This window comes from Paraburkholderia solisilvae, from assembly GCF_902859875.1.
GTDB classification, from domain to species: Bacteria; Pseudomonadota; Gammaproteobacteria; order Burkholderiales; family Burkholderiaceae; genus Paraburkholderia; species Paraburkholderia solisilvae.
Genome location: NZ_CADIKF010000044.1, coordinates 1 through 13,567, shown reverse-complemented (window position 1 = coordinate 13,567; position 13,567 = coordinate 1). Strand labels below are relative to the sequence as shown.

Sequence of the window (13,567 nt, the reverse complement as noted above, 5' to 3'; positions counted from 1 at the left end):
GCGCGGCCGGCGTCGCGGGCGTGTTACGCGTGCCGCTCGTTGAGTTCGGCGGGGATGCCGCAAACCGTCGCGCCGTTTGCCGCGACTTCCCGCGCGGCCTTCGCGCCTTCGACCTGCAGCAGCGTCGGCAGCGACACGCCGTTTTTCGCCGCCGTGACTTCGGCGAGAATCGACACCGCGATCTCAGGCGGCGTGCGGCTGCCGATGTAAATGCCGACCGGGCCGTGCAGCCGTGCAAGCTCGGTGTCGGTCAGATCGAATTCCTTGAGCCGTTCGCGGCGCGCCGCGTTGTTGCGCCGCGACCCGAGCGCGCCGACGTAGAACGCGGGTGTCTTCAGCGCTTCCATCAGCGCAAGATCGTCGAGCTTCGGGTCGTGTGTCAGCGCGATCACCGCACAGCGTTCATCGAGCTTCATCTCGAGCACCGTATCGTCGGGCATCGTGCGCACGATGGTCGTGCCCGGCACGTTCCACTCGTCCGTGTACTCCTCGCGCGGGTCGCAAACCGTGACCTGGTAGTCGAGACCGACCGCGATATTGCACAGGTAGCGCGACAGCTGGCCGGCGCCGATCACGAGCATCCGGTAGCGCGGCCCGTGAATGGTCAGCAGGCGCCGGTCGTCGAAGTCGACGCCGTCGGTTGCCTGCGCGGCGCCGTAGCGAACCGCGCCGTCGCTCATATCGAGCGTGCGCGCGACGAGCCGGCCTGCTTCGACCGCCTCGCACAGTTCGGCGATGCCGCTTGCGCGGCCGAGCGGTTCGAGCACGAGCTGGATCGTGCCGCCGCACGGCAGACCGAAGCGGTGGGCTTCTTCGGCGCTGATGCCGTACTTCACCGCCTCCGGAAGCGTCTGTTCGATGCCGCGGCGGCGCACGCGGTCGATCAGATCGTCCTCGATGCAGCCGCCCGACACCGAGCCCACCACCAGCCCGTCGTCGCGCACCGCGAGCATCGCGCCTTCCGGCCGCGGCGACGAGCCCCATGTCTTGACCACCGTCACCAGCAGTGCGCGGTGACCTTCATCGAGCCAGCGCGCACTGGATTTCAGGACCTCGAGATCCACGCTGTCCATGATTTCTTCCTCTTCGGTTCGGCGCCTTCGCCTTCGCCTGCGGCATCGGCGGCGCCGGTTGCTTCGTCGGTGGGCTTGTCGGCTTCCTGCAAGGAACTGTCGGTGCTTTCGCCGTCCGCGCCGCCGCCTGTCAACTGTGCGCTGAAGCGCTTGAAAAATTCGCCGGCGATCTTGCGCGCGGCGCCGTCGACGAGCCGCGAGCCGATCTGCGCAAGCTTGCCGCCGACTTGCGCGCTCGCCGTGTACGACAGCGTCGTGGCGTCGTCACCGTCCGGCGCGAGGGTGACGTGCGCATTGCCCTTGCCGAAGCCCGCCGCACCGCCCTGACCTTCAAACACAATCGTATACGTATGCGGCGCATCGATATCGGTCAGCAGCATACGCCCTTTGAAGCGCGCCTTAACGGGACCGACCGACGCGCTCATCGACACCGCGTAAGCATTCTCGCCGTCCGAGTCGATGCTCTCGCAGCCCGGAATCGACGCACGCAGCACCGCGGTGTCGTTCAATGCTTCCCATGCGCGTTGTTGCGACACGGGCAGCGTGTAACTCTCGGTCAATTCCATCGCGTGCCTCCTGCAGGTGGGGTTGCACTCGCGGCGGTGCGGGGCGCCGCCGTTGTTGCGCGCTGCTGCTCGCGGTGCATGGCGTGCGGCGCGTGCGTCAGATGGGTCGCGTGCGACAGCTGGCCGAGTTGTGCGAGATCGCGGCCGAACGCGCTCAGGCTGTCGAGATTATGGACCGGCCGGTGTGCGTCCACATGCGGCAGGATCGCCAGAACGCCGCGCGCTTTCGGTGCGAACTCGCTGTAGCGCAGCAACGGATTGAGCCAGACGATGCGGTGCGCGAAGCGGCGCAGGCGGCTCATTTCGTCGGCGAGCAGGTCGATGGCCTCGTGGTCGAGGCCATCGGTCACGAGGAGCACGGTTGCCCTGCCGGTCAGCACACGGCGTGCCCAACGCCGGTTGAACTCGGCGAGCGCCGCACCGATGCGCGTGCCGCCGGACCAGTCGACCACCTGCTCCGCGAGCGCCGCGATCGCCACGTCCGGATCGCGCTCGCGCAGCGCGCGCGTCGCATTGGTCAGACGCGTGCCGAACAGGAACACCTGCAGCCGCTCGCGTGATTGCAGCAACGCATGGCAGAAGTACAGCACTGCCCGCGAGTAGCTGCTCATCGAGCCGGAAATGTCGAGCAGCAGCACGAGCGGCGGTTTGCGTTCGACTGCCGCGCGATATTTCCAGACGGTCCAGTCGCCGCCGGCGCGCACCGCGTGGCGCGCGCTCGCGCGCAGGTCCGCATGCGTGCCGCGCGATGCGGCCTTCAGACGGCGCGTGCGTTCCATCGCGAGCGGCAGACGGTGGCTGCGGATCACATGGCGCAGCGTGCGCCATTCGTCCGCGGTGAGCGTATCGAAGTCGCGATGGCGCAGCCGTTCTTCGGCGCTGAACGTGACGTGCGCATGCAGTTCGTGCTGCTCCATCACCGGCGCGCGGCGCGCGGGGTGTTGCGCGGGCGGCCGCGCGGCGAGCGCGTCGGCGAGGCGGTTGTTGCGTTTGGGCGGCGGGATCGCGCTGCCTACTTTCGGCAGCAGCAGCGCGCGCACCTTGCCGGTCCAGTCGGGGTCGCGCCAGAACAGATCGAACGCGGCGTCGAACAGCTCCCGTTCATCGGGCGCACGCACGAGCAGCGCGGCCAGTGCCGCGCGCACATCGTCGCGGCGCTCGAGGCCGACCCAACGCAATGCGTCGAGCACGTCGACCGCTTGCGCCGGCGACATCGGCAGGCCTGCCGCGCGCAACAGCCGCACGAAATGGACGACGTTGCGGGCGAGCATCGGCAAGCCTTCGATGGCTGACGGATCCGACGCATCGCCTGGTTTGCGCGAGGCGCGATCGGCGCGCGTGGCGGCGCGGCGCGCGTCGGTTTGCGCGCTGCCATGCGCGTCTCGCGCGGCATTCGGTCCGGCATCCGGCCCGGCATTTTCACCGGCATCCGGTGCGGCAGGTGTGCGCGGCGTTGGGTTCATCGGCGTCACTCCGCTGCGGCGAGGCATTGTGCGATCTGCTCGGGGTCCATGCGCGCGAGATCGTCCTGATACTTGAGCAGCACGCCCAGCGTGTCCTGCACCGATTGCGGATCGAGTTCCGCGATGCTCAGCGCGGCAAGCGCGCGGCACCAGTCGATCGTCTCCGCGATGCCCGGCGCCTTGAACAGATCCATGCCGCGCAACTGATGCACGAAGCCCACCGCACGCCGTTGCAATGCTTCGCTCGTGTCCGGTGCGCGCGCGGCGACGATCGCCAGTTCGCGCTCGCGTTCCGGGTAGCCGATCCACTGGTACAAACAGCGTCGCTTCAGCGCGTCATGCACCTCGCGTGTGCGGTTCGACGTCATCACGACGAGCGGCCGCTGCTGCGCGCGCACCGTGCCGTACTCGGGAATCGACACCTGAAAGTCGGACAGCAATTCGAGCAGAAACGCTTCGAACGGTTCGTCGGCGCGATCGATCTCGTCGATCAGCAGCACGCGGCGCGCACCAGGATGCCGTTCATCCGGCAGCAGCGCCTGCAGCAGCGGGCGCTTCAACAGGAATTCGCTGCGATACAGCGTGTCGTTGCCGGGCCTTTCGCCGGCCGCCTCCGCGATGCGCAATGCCATGATCTGCCGCGGATAGTCCCATTCGTACAGCGCGCTCGCGGTGTCGAGACCTTCGTAGCACTGCAGCCGCAGCATCGACGTGCCGAGCATGCCGGCCGCCGCCTTCGCGAGCTCGGTTTTGCCGACGCCGGGCTCGCCTTCGACGAAGAGCGGCCGTTCCATCCGCAACGCGAGAAACAGCGCGGTCGCGAGTTCGCGGCTCGCGAAGTAGTCTTGCGCGGCGAGTTGTGCGAGGGTGTCGTCGATCGAAGCGGGTTGCATGATTGTCTCGGACGCAAGGCATCGCGCTGACGGTGCGGGAACGGCCCAGCCCGGACGCGCCGGGCGGGCCGCTCGATGGTCGCGCGACGGTTAAGGGACTCAATGGCGCCGCCGCGGCGTCGCAGTGGCGCGCAGTGGCGTCTTGAACCCGCGTTAGCCGGTTGCCCGCTCGACCGCGCGCGCAGCGAGGATCGGAATCAGATGTGCCCGATATTCTGCGCTTGCGTGCAGATCTGTGTTGAGTCCGTCCGCCGAGACCGTCACCGCGCGGGCCGCCGCCGGCGAGAAGTCGGCCGAGAGCGCCTGCTCGAGCGCGGCCACGCGAAACACCGAGGGCGCCGCGCCGGTCACCGCGACCCGCACGCCGCCCGCCTGCTGCGCGACGAACACGCCGACGAGCGCGAAGTGCGAAGCCGGATTACGGAACTTCTCGTAAGCGGCTTTTTCCGCGCGCGGAAACTCGACCGACACGATCAGCTCGTCGGGTGCGAGCGCGGTTTCATACATGCCGACGAAAAAGTCTTCGGCGCCGATGCGGCGGCGATCGGTGACCACCGTCGCGCCGAGGCCGAGCACCGCGGCCGGATAGCACGCGGCCGGATCGTCGTTCGCGAGTGAGCCGCCGATCGTGCCGAGCGCGCGCACCTGGCGGTCGCCGATATGCGCGGCGAGATCGGCGAGGCCGGGCAGCATGCGGCGCACCTCCGCATGGCTCGCGACATCCGCGTGACACACCGCGGCGCCGATCGTCAACGTTTTGCCATCCGTACGAATCTCCTTCAACGCCGGAATGCGCGTGACGTCGATCAGCTTCGACGGCTGCGCAAGACGCAGACGCATCGTCGGCAACAGGCTCTGGCCGCCGGCCAGGTATTTGGCTTCGCCGTCCGCGGCGAGCGCCGACACCGCGGCTTTCGGATCGGCCGCGCGTTGATAGTCGAACGTGTACATGTGGGCTCCTCCGCTCAGGCTTGATGGGGTGCGGCTTGCGATGCGCTGGCCGCCTGCATCGCGGACCAGATCCGATGCGGCGTCGCCGGCATCTGCAGGTCGGTGACGCCAAGCGGCGCGAGCGCATCGATGAGCGCGTTGATCACCGCCGGCGGCGAGCCGATTGCGCCTGCCTCGCCGCAGCCCTTCACACCGAGCGGATTGTGCGTGCAGGGCGTGCCCTTGGCGGTTTCCACCGTGAAGTTCGGCAGGTCGGACGCATGCGGCATCGCGTAGTCCATGTACGAGCCGGACAGCAGCTGGCCGGTTTCATTGTCGTACACGCAGCGCTCGAGCATCGCCTGACCGATACCCTGCCCGAGGCCCCCATGCACCTGTCCTTCGACGATCATCGGGTTGATCACATTGCCGAAGTCGTCGACCGCGGTGAAGCGCTCGATGCGCGCCTCGCCGGTGTCGACATCGACTTCGACTTCGCAGATATACGCGCCCGCCGGATACGTGAAGTTGGTCGGATCGTAAAACGCGCTTTCGTCGAGGCCGGGTTCGAGCTTGTCGAGCGGATAGTTGTGCGGCACATACGCGGCGAGCGAGACGTCGGTGAAGGTCCTGGTGCGATCGGTGCCGGCCACGCGGAATGCGCCGTCCTTGAACTCGATATCGTCCGGCGACGCTTCGAGCAGATGCGCGGCAATCTTCTTCGCTTTCGCTTCGATCTTGTCGAGCGCCTTCACGATTGCCGAGCCGCCGACCGCGATCGAGCGCGACCCGTAGGTGCCCATACCGAATGGAATCCGGCCGGTATCGCCGTGCACGATCTCGACGTTTTCGATCGGCATGCCGAGCCGGTCGGCAACGACTTGCGCGAAGGTCGTCTCGTGTCCCTGGCCGTGGCTGTGCGAGCCGGTAAACACGGTGACCGAGCCGGTCGGATGCACGCGGATCTCGCCCGCCTCGAACAGGCCCGCACGTGCGCCGAGCGCGCCCGCGACGTTCGACGGCGCGAGCCCGCACGCTTCGATATAGCACGAGTAGCCGAGCCCGCGCCGTTTGCCTTTCTGCTCCGACGCCTGTCTGCGTGCCGCGAATCCTTCGACATCGGCAAGCTGCATCGCGCGCGACAGGATGGTGTCGTAATCGCCGGTGTCGTAGGTGAGGCCGACCGGCGTCGCATACGGGAACGAACGGATAAAGTTGCGGCGCCGCAATTCGGCCGGGTCCATATGCAGTTCGCGCGCCGCGGTTTCGACGAGGCGCTCGACCACATAGGTCGCTTCCGGGCGCCCGGCGCCGCGGTATGCGTCGACCGGCACGGTGTTGGTGAACACCGCTTTGACTTCGGCGTAGATCGCGGGCGTCGCGTACTGGCCGGCGAGCAGCGTCGCGTACAGCACCGTCGGCACGCTCGACGCGAACGTCGACAGATACGCGCCCATATTCGCGATCGTATGAACGCGCATTGCGAGGAACGTGCCGTCCTTGTCCATCGCGAGCTCGGCCCTGGTCACGTGATCGCGGCCGTGCGCGTCGGAGAGGAACGCTTCGGAACGCTCGGCGGTCCACTTGACCGGGCGCCGCACCTTCTTCGACGCCCACGTCACCGCGACGTCTTCCGCGTACAGGAAAATCTTCGAGCCGAAGCCGCCGCCGACGTCCGGCGCGATCACGCGCACCTTCGATTCAGGCAACGCGAGCACGAACGCGGCCATCAGCAGCCGTTCGACATGCGGGTTCTGGTTCGCGACGTACACGGTGTAGCTGTCGTCGTGCGGCGCCCAGGCGGCGTTGACCGCGCGCGGCTCGATCGCATTCGGCACGAGGCGGTTGTTGACGATGTCGAGCGTCGTCACGTGCGCGGCCTTCGCGAACGCGGCGTCGGTCGCGGCCTTGTCGCCGTGGCCCCACGTGAAGCACGTGTTGTCGGGCAGTTCGTCGTGCACCGCCGGCCGGCCGGCGTCGGCCGCATGCGCGGTATCGACGTTGGCGGGCAGCGCCTCGTAGTCGACGTCGATCAGCTCGAGCGCGTCTTTTGCCGCGTTCACCGAATCGGCGATCACGAGCGCGACCTGGTCGCCGACATGACGCACCTTCGTATGCGCGATCACCGGATGCGGCGGCTCGTTCATCGGCTTGCCGTCGATGCTGTGAATCAGCCAGCCGCATGGCAGCCCGCCGACCTTGTCCCCCGCGAGGTCCGCGCCGGTGAAGATCGCGACGACGCCGGGCGACTGCCTGGCCGCCGTCGTATCGATGCTTCTGATGCGCGCATGCGCGTGCGGCGAGCGCAGAAACACCGCGTACGACTGCTGCGGCAGGATCACGTCGTCGGTGTATTGGCCGTTGCCGGTCAGAAAGCGCGCGTCTTCCTTGCGAAGGACGGAGGCGCCGATCATGCGATGGGTTTCGGGTGCGTTCATCGTCGGGCTCCTCAGGCGGTGACCTTGGCGGTGTTTGGCGTGGCGCCCGCGCCGGCCTGCATTGCGGCCGCGCCCTCGACGATCGCCCTCACGATATTGTGATAGCCCGTACAGCGGCACAGGTTGCCGTCGAGCTGTGCGCGCACGTCGTCACCGGTGAGTTGCGGGTGGGTCGCGACCAGTGCGGTTGCGCTCATTACCATGCCGGGCGTGCAGAACCCGCATTGCAGCCCATGGCACTCGCGAAACGCGGCCTGCATCGGATGCAGTTCGCCGTTCTTCGACAGTCCTTCGATGGTCGTGAGGTCCGCGCCGTCCGCCTGGGCCGCGAGCATGTTGCACGATTTGATCGCGCGCCCGTTCAGATGGATCGTGCACGCGCCGCACTGCGCGGTGTCGCAGCCGATATGCGTGCCGGTCAGCCGCAGCTGATCGCGCAAAAACTGAACAAGTAGCGTGTGGGGCTCGACGTTCGCGGTAACGGGTGCGCCGTTTACCGTCAGGCTGATGCTGATCGGCATGGATGTCTCCGGTGTCGACCAGAGTTAGCGCTTCAGCGCTTACTCTGGTCCCACGCCGCGTTACTGCAGGTCAGCGCTTCAGCGCTTACCTGGAGTTGCGCGGCGAGTCGACCACAGCTGAGCGCATTAGCACATCACTCCAGTCCCATGTCTTGCGGGGATAGAGACCGGCACGGGCCCACACTCACTACCTACCGCCTGCCTGCTGTGAGGGTCCGGTTCGGTTGGTGCTTGTTGTGATTTGCGAATAAAAAGTAAAACACAAATCGGCGGGGGCGGCTATCGGGGGAAATCGTCGCTGAGGTGGCGGCGGCATTCGGGGCAACGGCCGCGACAGCCAGCACGGCGGCGCGGCCGGGCCGGTTCGTATGCCAGCACCGTCAAGGATGCGCGGCGCGCCGCATCAGCGGGCGCGCCGTTCGAACTGCCTGGAATTGACTGGAAAGGAACGGGCAGGCGTGTTGCGCGCGTCAGTGCGGAAGCACACCATGCGCGAGCTTCGAGCGGCGGCGCGAGTAGCCGAAATAGATTGCCATGCCGAGCGCAAGCCAGATCACAAACGCGAGCCATGTGACGCCCGCGAGATTCACCATCAGGAACAGGCACGACGCGACCGCGAGCACCGGCACGACCGGCACGCCCGGACAGCGGAAGGCGCGCGGCAGGTCGGGGTGCGTGCGGCGCAGGATCAGCACCGCGATCGACACCATCGAGAAGGCCGCGAGCGTGCCGATATTGATCAGTTCGGCGAGCACGTCGAGCGGCACCAGCGCGCCGATCAACCCGAAGAAGAGTCCGCACAGCCAGGTGGTCAGGAACGGTGTCGCGAAACGCGGATGCACGCGCGAGAGCGCCGCCGGCAACAGGCCGTCGCGCGACATCGCGAAGATCACGCGCGTCTGGCCGTAGGCCATCACGAGTATCACCGTCAGCATGCCGAGCACCGCGCCGAGATCGATCAGGCCGGCGACCCAGTTCTGCCCCGCCACCTGCAGCGCATACGAAACCGGATGCGAGATATGCGCGAACTGCGCCGACGGCACGATGCCGGTGACGACCGCGGCCACCGCCACATACAGCACCGCGCAGACCGCGAGCGAGGCGATGATGCCGATCGGGAGGTCGCGTTTCGGGTCCTTCACCTCCTCGGCCGCCGACGATACGGAATCGAAGCCGATAAACGCGAAGAACATCACCGCGGCGGCGCCGAATACGCCCGACCAGCCATTCGGCATAAACGGATGCCAGTTCGCCGGGCTCACGTGAAAGACGCCGACGGCGATTACCAGCAGCACGACCGTCACCTTGATCGCAACCATCAGATTATTGACGCGCGTCGACTCGCGCACGCCGACCGACAGCAGCGTCGTGATCGCGATCATCACGACGAACGCGGGCAGGTTGAAGAGCGTGGTGTGACCGGGCAGCGCGCCGGGCGCCGCGGTGAGCGCGACCGGCAGCGAAACGCCGAAGCCCGCGAGCAGCGACTGCAGATAGCCGGACCAGCCGACCGACACCGCTGAAGTAGCAAGCCCGTATTCGAGCATCAGGTCCCAGCCGATGATCCATGCGGCGAGCTCGCCGAGCGTCGCATAGGAATACGTGTAGATCGAACCGGCGACCGGAATGGTCGACGCGAACTCCGCATAGGCGAGCGCCGCGAAGCCGCAGGCGATGGCGGCGATCACGAAGGAGATCATCAGGGCGGGGCCCGCCTGCACGGCGCCGGTGCCGGTGAGCACGAAAATGCCGGTGCCGATGATGGCGCCGACGCCAAGGAACGTCAGATCGAGCGCGCCGAGCGCTTTTTTCAGTCCGGCAGCTTGCGCGCCCGCGAGCATGTGCTCGACGTTCTTCCTGCGAAATACGGACATGGGCGAAGGGTCTCCAATAACGCGCGCATGGGGCGCGCCGAATGCCGGGGAACCTTCGATTTTAGCCGATGCGCGGTAGCAGCCTTCGGGGAGCTTTCGGTGGCGACGTCGAGACGGCGTGCAACGGATGTCTTTGCCCGGACGTACCGGCCGGTTGATGCAGGCGAGGCCGCAGCTCAGGCGGTCATCGCCGGATTCAGATCGACGAGCCGGTTCGTCATCACGTAGAAGGTCAGCTCCGCGTTATTGCGCAGCTTCATCTTTTCGAGCAGCCGCGTGCGGTACACGCTGACGGTCTTCACCGACAGCGACAGCGCGAGCGCGATATCGGTGAGCCGTTTGCCCGACGCGAGCATGCAAAGCGTCTGGTACTCGCGGTCGGACAGCTTCTCGTGCGGCATCTGCTCGCCGTCGAACGACACGTAGTTCGCGAGCGCCTCGGCCATCGCCGGGCTCACGTACTTGCGGCCCGCGGCGACCTGCTGGATCGCGGCGATCATCTGCGCGGCGTCGACGGTTTTCGACAGATAGCCGGCCGCGCCCGCCTTCAGCGCGCGCACCGCATACTGGTCCTCGCGGTACATCGAAAACATCAGCACCGGTACGCGCGGCACCTTGCGCTTCATGCGCTTGAGCACTTCGACGCCGTTCAGGTCCGGCAACGAGACGTCGAGCAGGATCACGTCGTACACACGCTGTCCGGCTTCCATCAGCGCTTCCGCGCCGCTTTGGGCTTCCGCGACCTCGCTGGCGACGCCCCGGTCGAGCAGCAACTGGCGCACGCCCTGGCGAACCACGGCGTGATCTTCGGCGAGAAGGATACGCAGATTCATCGTTGCGTCGTGATCAACTCATGAAAGTGCGGCGTGGCGCCGCAGACCGGATTCGGGGGCAAGCAGCGCGCGCCACGCGAACCGCGCATGAATCGTGGTGCCTGGCCGCGCGTTGCGCGCGATCTGCTTCGACCGGGATGTCCGGAGGATGGCGAGCTCGCCATCGTATGCGTCGCAGCGGGCACGGATGCCGGCAAGGCCGAACTGTCGCTCGCCGCAAGCGGCGCCGCGCGGCAGGCCGATGCCGTCATCGGCGACGACGAGCGTCAGGTACTCGGCATCGGTTTCGATGCGCAGGTCCGCGCCTGATGCGCGCGCGTGCTTCGCGACATTGTTCAGCGCCTCCTGTGCGACCCGGAAAACCGCGAGCACGGCGTCGCGCGGCAGGTATGTCAAACGTGCGTCGGCCGCGTACACGAAGCCTGTGCGCAGGCCGGTGCGGGTCGCGAAGCTGCGGGTCCATTGCGACAACGCGTGCACGATTCCACTGTCGAGTGACGGCGCGTGAAGGGCGTCGATCGCGCCACGCGTCGCGTCCGACACCGCGTCGAGCGAGTCCTTTGCAATCGCGAGCGATGCGCTGCATTGCGCCGGCGCGTCGGCGGGCAGCCAGGTTTCGAGGTTCGCGAGCGCGAAGCGCGTTGCGGTCAGCTCGGCGCCCGCGCTGTCGTGCAATTCCTGCGCGAGGTGGCGCAGCGCGGTTTCCTGTGCGCGCACGACCTCGGCCGCCAGTTCGCGCACGCGGGCGCGCAGGCGGTCGATCTCGGCTTCAGCGGCGACTCGGGATGGCGCGCCGGTGGCGGCGGCATCCGCGCCGGCGGCGGGCGCGCGTTCGTCGGCGCTGCGCGATGCGGCAAGCGCATTGCCGACATCGTGTGCAATCGGGTGCGGTGTATGGGCGCCAATCGGTACTACGGTCGACCTGTCCATGCTTTCCCTGTCAGAAAGTGGCTTGACCGGCGAACTGGCGGTGCGCCGACAGCGAAAATGCAGAAAAACGCATGCGAACCCCTAACCTCCCAGACGTGCCCGCCCGCGGACCTCGCGTTGACGGACAATCGCTACGCCCGGGCGTAACGAAATTTACATTCGGTAACAAGTCGGCGGCAACTTGGTCGTAAGCGCCGCGTGTGGGTACTGCGCCGCGATGATATCCCAAAAAAAGAAAAAAATGCAGGCAGGGCAAGGCTGAGCGCGTAAATTTCACCTGCGGAATTGCGCCTTTTCGGACCCGGTATGTAGGAAAAATGCTGACAAGGCAGGTGCGCTCGGTGCGTCAATTTGTAACGCCAGCCGGCAGGGTGCGGTACGGACGGGGCGACGCGATCTGCTTTAGGCAAATGACATGCTTCAGAAAGCAAATCGAATGAAAAGCGCGCGCAAAAAAAAGACCGGGACGCGGTCCCGGTCTTGTTGTTTTTTTGCCGAGCGCCGGCAGGCGTGTTCGGCGAAAAACGATCGCGCTCGTGCAGCCGATCAGCCGACGAACGCCTTTTCGATCACATAGTGGCCCGGCGAGTTGTTGCTGCCTTCCTCGAAGCCCATGCTGTCCAGCAGCTCGCGCGTGTCGCGCAGCATGTGCGGGCTGCCGCATAGCATCACGCGGTCGTTGTCTTTCGAGAAGTGCGGCAGATCGAGGTCGGCGAAGAGCTTTTGCGTTTCGATCAGCTCGGTGATACGCCCGCGATTCTGGAACGCTTCGCGCGTGACCGTCGGGTAGTACACGAGCTTGTCGCGGATCAGTTCGCCGATATGCTCGTGAGCCGGCAGGTGATCGGTGATGTATTCCTTGTACGCGAGCTCGTCGACGAAACGGCACGTGTGCGTGAGCACGACCTTCTCGTAGCGGTCGTACACGTCCGGGTCCTTGATGATCGACATGAACGGCGCGAGGCCCGTGCCGGTCGACAGCAGCCACAGCGTCTTGCCGGGCAGCAGGTTGTCGGCCATCAGCGTGCCGGTCGGCTTCTTGCCGATCAGGACCTGGTCGCCGACCTTCAGGTGCTGCAGCCGCGACGTGAGCGGGCCGTCCTGCACCTTGATGCTGAGAAATTCGAGGTTCTCTTCGTAGTTCGCGCTCGCCATGCTGTAAGCGCGGATCAACGGCTTGCCGTCGACCTCGAGGCCGACCATGGTGAACTGGCCGTTTTCGAAGCGGAACGACGCGTCGCGCGTGCAGGTAAAGCTGAAAAGCGTGTCGGTCCAGTGATGGACGCTAAGGACGGTTTGTGAATTCAGATTGCTCATGGCTTCCTGGATGAGGCGAAAACAAGGCTGACCTGCGAGGCCGACCCGTCAGGTCGACCCGCGTGGCAGCCAGATCAGGCAGCCAGATCAAACTGAACTGCCGCCGCAGCCGCGCGTCGCCCCGTCAATTCAATGTATGGAAACAGGGCGGTGCTGCACGGAAAAATGCTGCGTAATCCCCTATTTTACCGCGTTACCGATCAACCAGCCGCTTCGCGGGTTAACCGGCGGGCCGATGCGGGCGCGGCGGCGTCGACGCGCCGCTGGTGCCCATGGTGCGATTGCGCGGGTTTTGCGTCGCGACCGCGGCGACGCAATGAACCTTGAAGCGCAGTGACCGGTATGCGGGAAGACAGCCGGGAAACGCATGTGACATGCGCTGTTGTGGGGCAGAGCGCCTTCGGTGCTCCAGAACATCACGGCACAAGCGCCGGAGCGGCCGACGGGTCACGCGATAATACCGAAACCCGCGCGGCGCGGGCGCATTGACCCTGCTTGCAAAGCTGGAACCCGGCTCGCTGGAACCATGGTGAAGACGGCTGCGGCCGGCGTTCTTCAGAAAGGGAGACGGGGGGTTACGGTGTGGTGCTCAGTCGTTCTGCGTCGTTCTGCGCCCGGCCGCGGCGAGCTTCGCGCCAAGGCCGGGTAACGTGGCCGCACCGCACCGCACCGCACCGCACCGCACCGCACCGCACGGCACCGCACGGCACCGCACGGCACCGCACGGCG

Annotated in this window: 11 protein-coding genes; all 11 read right to left on the bottom strand. The window is 66.5% G+C overall.

The window, feature by feature from the left end; translation table 11 throughout:
- Nucleotides 1-23: 23 nt before the first annotated feature.
- Nucleotides 24-1,073 carry an XdhC family protein gene (locus tag HV675_RS23560; RefSeq protein ID WP_175113699.1) on the bottom strand — a complete coding sequence of 350 codons (1,050 nt, stop codon included), beginning with the start codon at nt 1,071-1,073 and terminating at the stop codon, nt 24-26.
- Complete coding sequence (locus tag HV675_RS23555; RefSeq protein ID WP_175113697.1) at nt 1,046-1,639, bottom strand: SRPBCC family protein; 594 nt, start codon at nt 1,637-1,639, stop codon at nt 1,046-1,048. Before HV675_RS23555 ends, HV675_RS23560 begins: the two co-directional genes overlap by 28 nt.
- Nucleotides 1,630-2,910: a vWA domain-containing protein gene (locus HV675_RS23550; protein WP_175113773.1), complete on the bottom strand. Its 1,281-nt coding sequence runs from the start codon at nt 2,908-2,910 to the stop codon at nt 1,630-1,632. The genes HV675_RS23555 and HV675_RS23550 overlap by 10 nt, the downstream gene beginning before the upstream one ends.
- A gap of 197 nt (nt 2,911-3,107) precedes the next feature.
- On the bottom strand, nt 3,108-3,995 hold the full coding sequence (locus HV675_RS23545; protein WP_175113695.1) for an AAA family ATPase: 888 nt from the start codon (nt 3,993-3,995) through the stop codon (nt 3,108-3,110).
- A gap of 153 nt (nt 3,996-4,148) precedes the next feature.
- Nucleotides 4,149-4,946, bottom strand: coding sequence for an FAD binding domain-containing protein (locus HV675_RS23540; protein WP_175113693.1), 798 nt, complete (start codon nt 4,944-4,946; stop codon nt 4,149-4,151).
- A gap of 14 nt (nt 4,947-4,960) precedes the next feature.
- A complete protein-coding gene (locus HV675_RS23535; protein WP_175113691.1) occupies nt 4,961-7,363 on the bottom strand; it encodes a xanthine dehydrogenase family protein molybdopterin-binding subunit in 2,403 nt (800 codons plus the stop codon).
- An 11-nt stretch (nt 7,364-7,374) separates the two neighbouring features.
- Nucleotides 7,375-7,884 carry a (2Fe-2S)-binding protein gene (locus tag HV675_RS23530; protein ID WP_175113689.1) on the bottom strand — a complete coding sequence of 170 codons (510 nt, stop codon included), beginning with the start codon at nt 7,882-7,884 and terminating at the stop codon, nt 7,375-7,377.
- A 470-nt stretch (nt 7,885-8,354) separates the two neighbouring features.
- Entirely contained in the window at nt 8,355-9,758 is a 1,404-nt protein-coding gene (bcaP, locus tag HV675_RS23525; protein ID WP_175113687.1) for a branched-chain amino acid transporter BcaP, read from the bottom strand.
- A 176-nt stretch (nt 9,759-9,934) separates the two neighbouring features.
- Entirely contained in the window at nt 9,935-10,591 is a 657-nt protein-coding gene (rqpR, locus tag HV675_RS23520; protein WP_175113685.1) for a response regulator transcription factor RqpR, read from the bottom strand.
- 18 nt (nt 10,592-10,609) lie between these two features.
- Entirely contained in the window at nt 10,610-11,521 is a 912-nt protein-coding gene (locus HV675_RS23515; RefSeq protein WP_175113683.1) for a sensor histidine kinase, read from the bottom strand.
- 546 nt (nt 11,522-12,067) lie between these two features.
- Nucleotides 12,068-12,838, bottom strand: a complete 771-nt coding sequence (locus HV675_RS23510) for a ferredoxin--NADP reductase (protein WP_175113681.1) — start codon at nt 12,836-12,838, stop codon at nt 12,068-12,070.
- Nucleotides 12,839-13,567 lie beyond the last annotated feature (729 nt).

Bases quoted from the DNA above. Each gene is read 5' to 3' on its own strand.
- HV675_RS23545 (WP_175113695.1), bottom strand. From the start codon at position 3,995: ATGCAACCCGCTTCGATCGACGACACCCTCGCACAACTCGCCGCGCAA.
- HV675_RS23510 (WP_175113681.1), bottom strand. From the start codon at position 12,838: ATGAGCAATCTGAATTCACAAACCGTCCTTAGCGTCCATCACTGGACC.
- HV675_RS23535 (WP_175113691.1), bottom strand. From the start codon at position 7,363: ATGAACGCACCCGAAACCCATCGCATGATCGGCGCCTCCGTCCTTCGC.
- HV675_RS23515 (WP_175113683.1), bottom strand. From the start codon at position 11,521: ATGGACAGGTCGACCGTAGTACCGATTGGCGCCCATACACCGCACCCG.
- HV675_RS23550 (WP_175113773.1), bottom strand. From the start codon at position 2,910: ATGCTCGCCCGCAACGTCGTCCATTTCGTGCGGCTGTTGCGCGCGGCA.
- HV675_RS23530 (WP_175113689.1), bottom strand. From the start codon at position 7,884: ATGCCGATCAGCATCAGCCTGACGGTAAACGGCGCACCCGTTACCGCG.
- HV675_RS23560 (WP_175113699.1), bottom strand. From the start codon at position 1,073: ATGGACAGCGTGGATCTCGAGGTCCTGAAATCCAGTGCGCGCTGGCTC.
- rqpR (WP_175113685.1), bottom strand. From the start codon at position 10,591: ATGAATCTGCGTATCCTTCTCGCCGAAGATCACGCCGTGGTTCGCCAG.
- bcaP (WP_175113687.1), bottom strand. From the start codon at position 9,758: ATGTCCGTATTTCGCAGGAAGAACGTCGAGCACATGCTCGCGGGCGCG.
- HV675_RS23555 (WP_175113697.1), bottom strand. From the start codon at position 1,639: ATGGAATTGACCGAGAGTTACACGCTGCCCGTGTCGCAACAACGCGCA.
- HV675_RS23540 (WP_175113693.1), bottom strand. From the start codon at position 4,946: ATGTACACGTTCGACTATCAACGCGCGGCCGATCCGAAAGCCGCGGTG.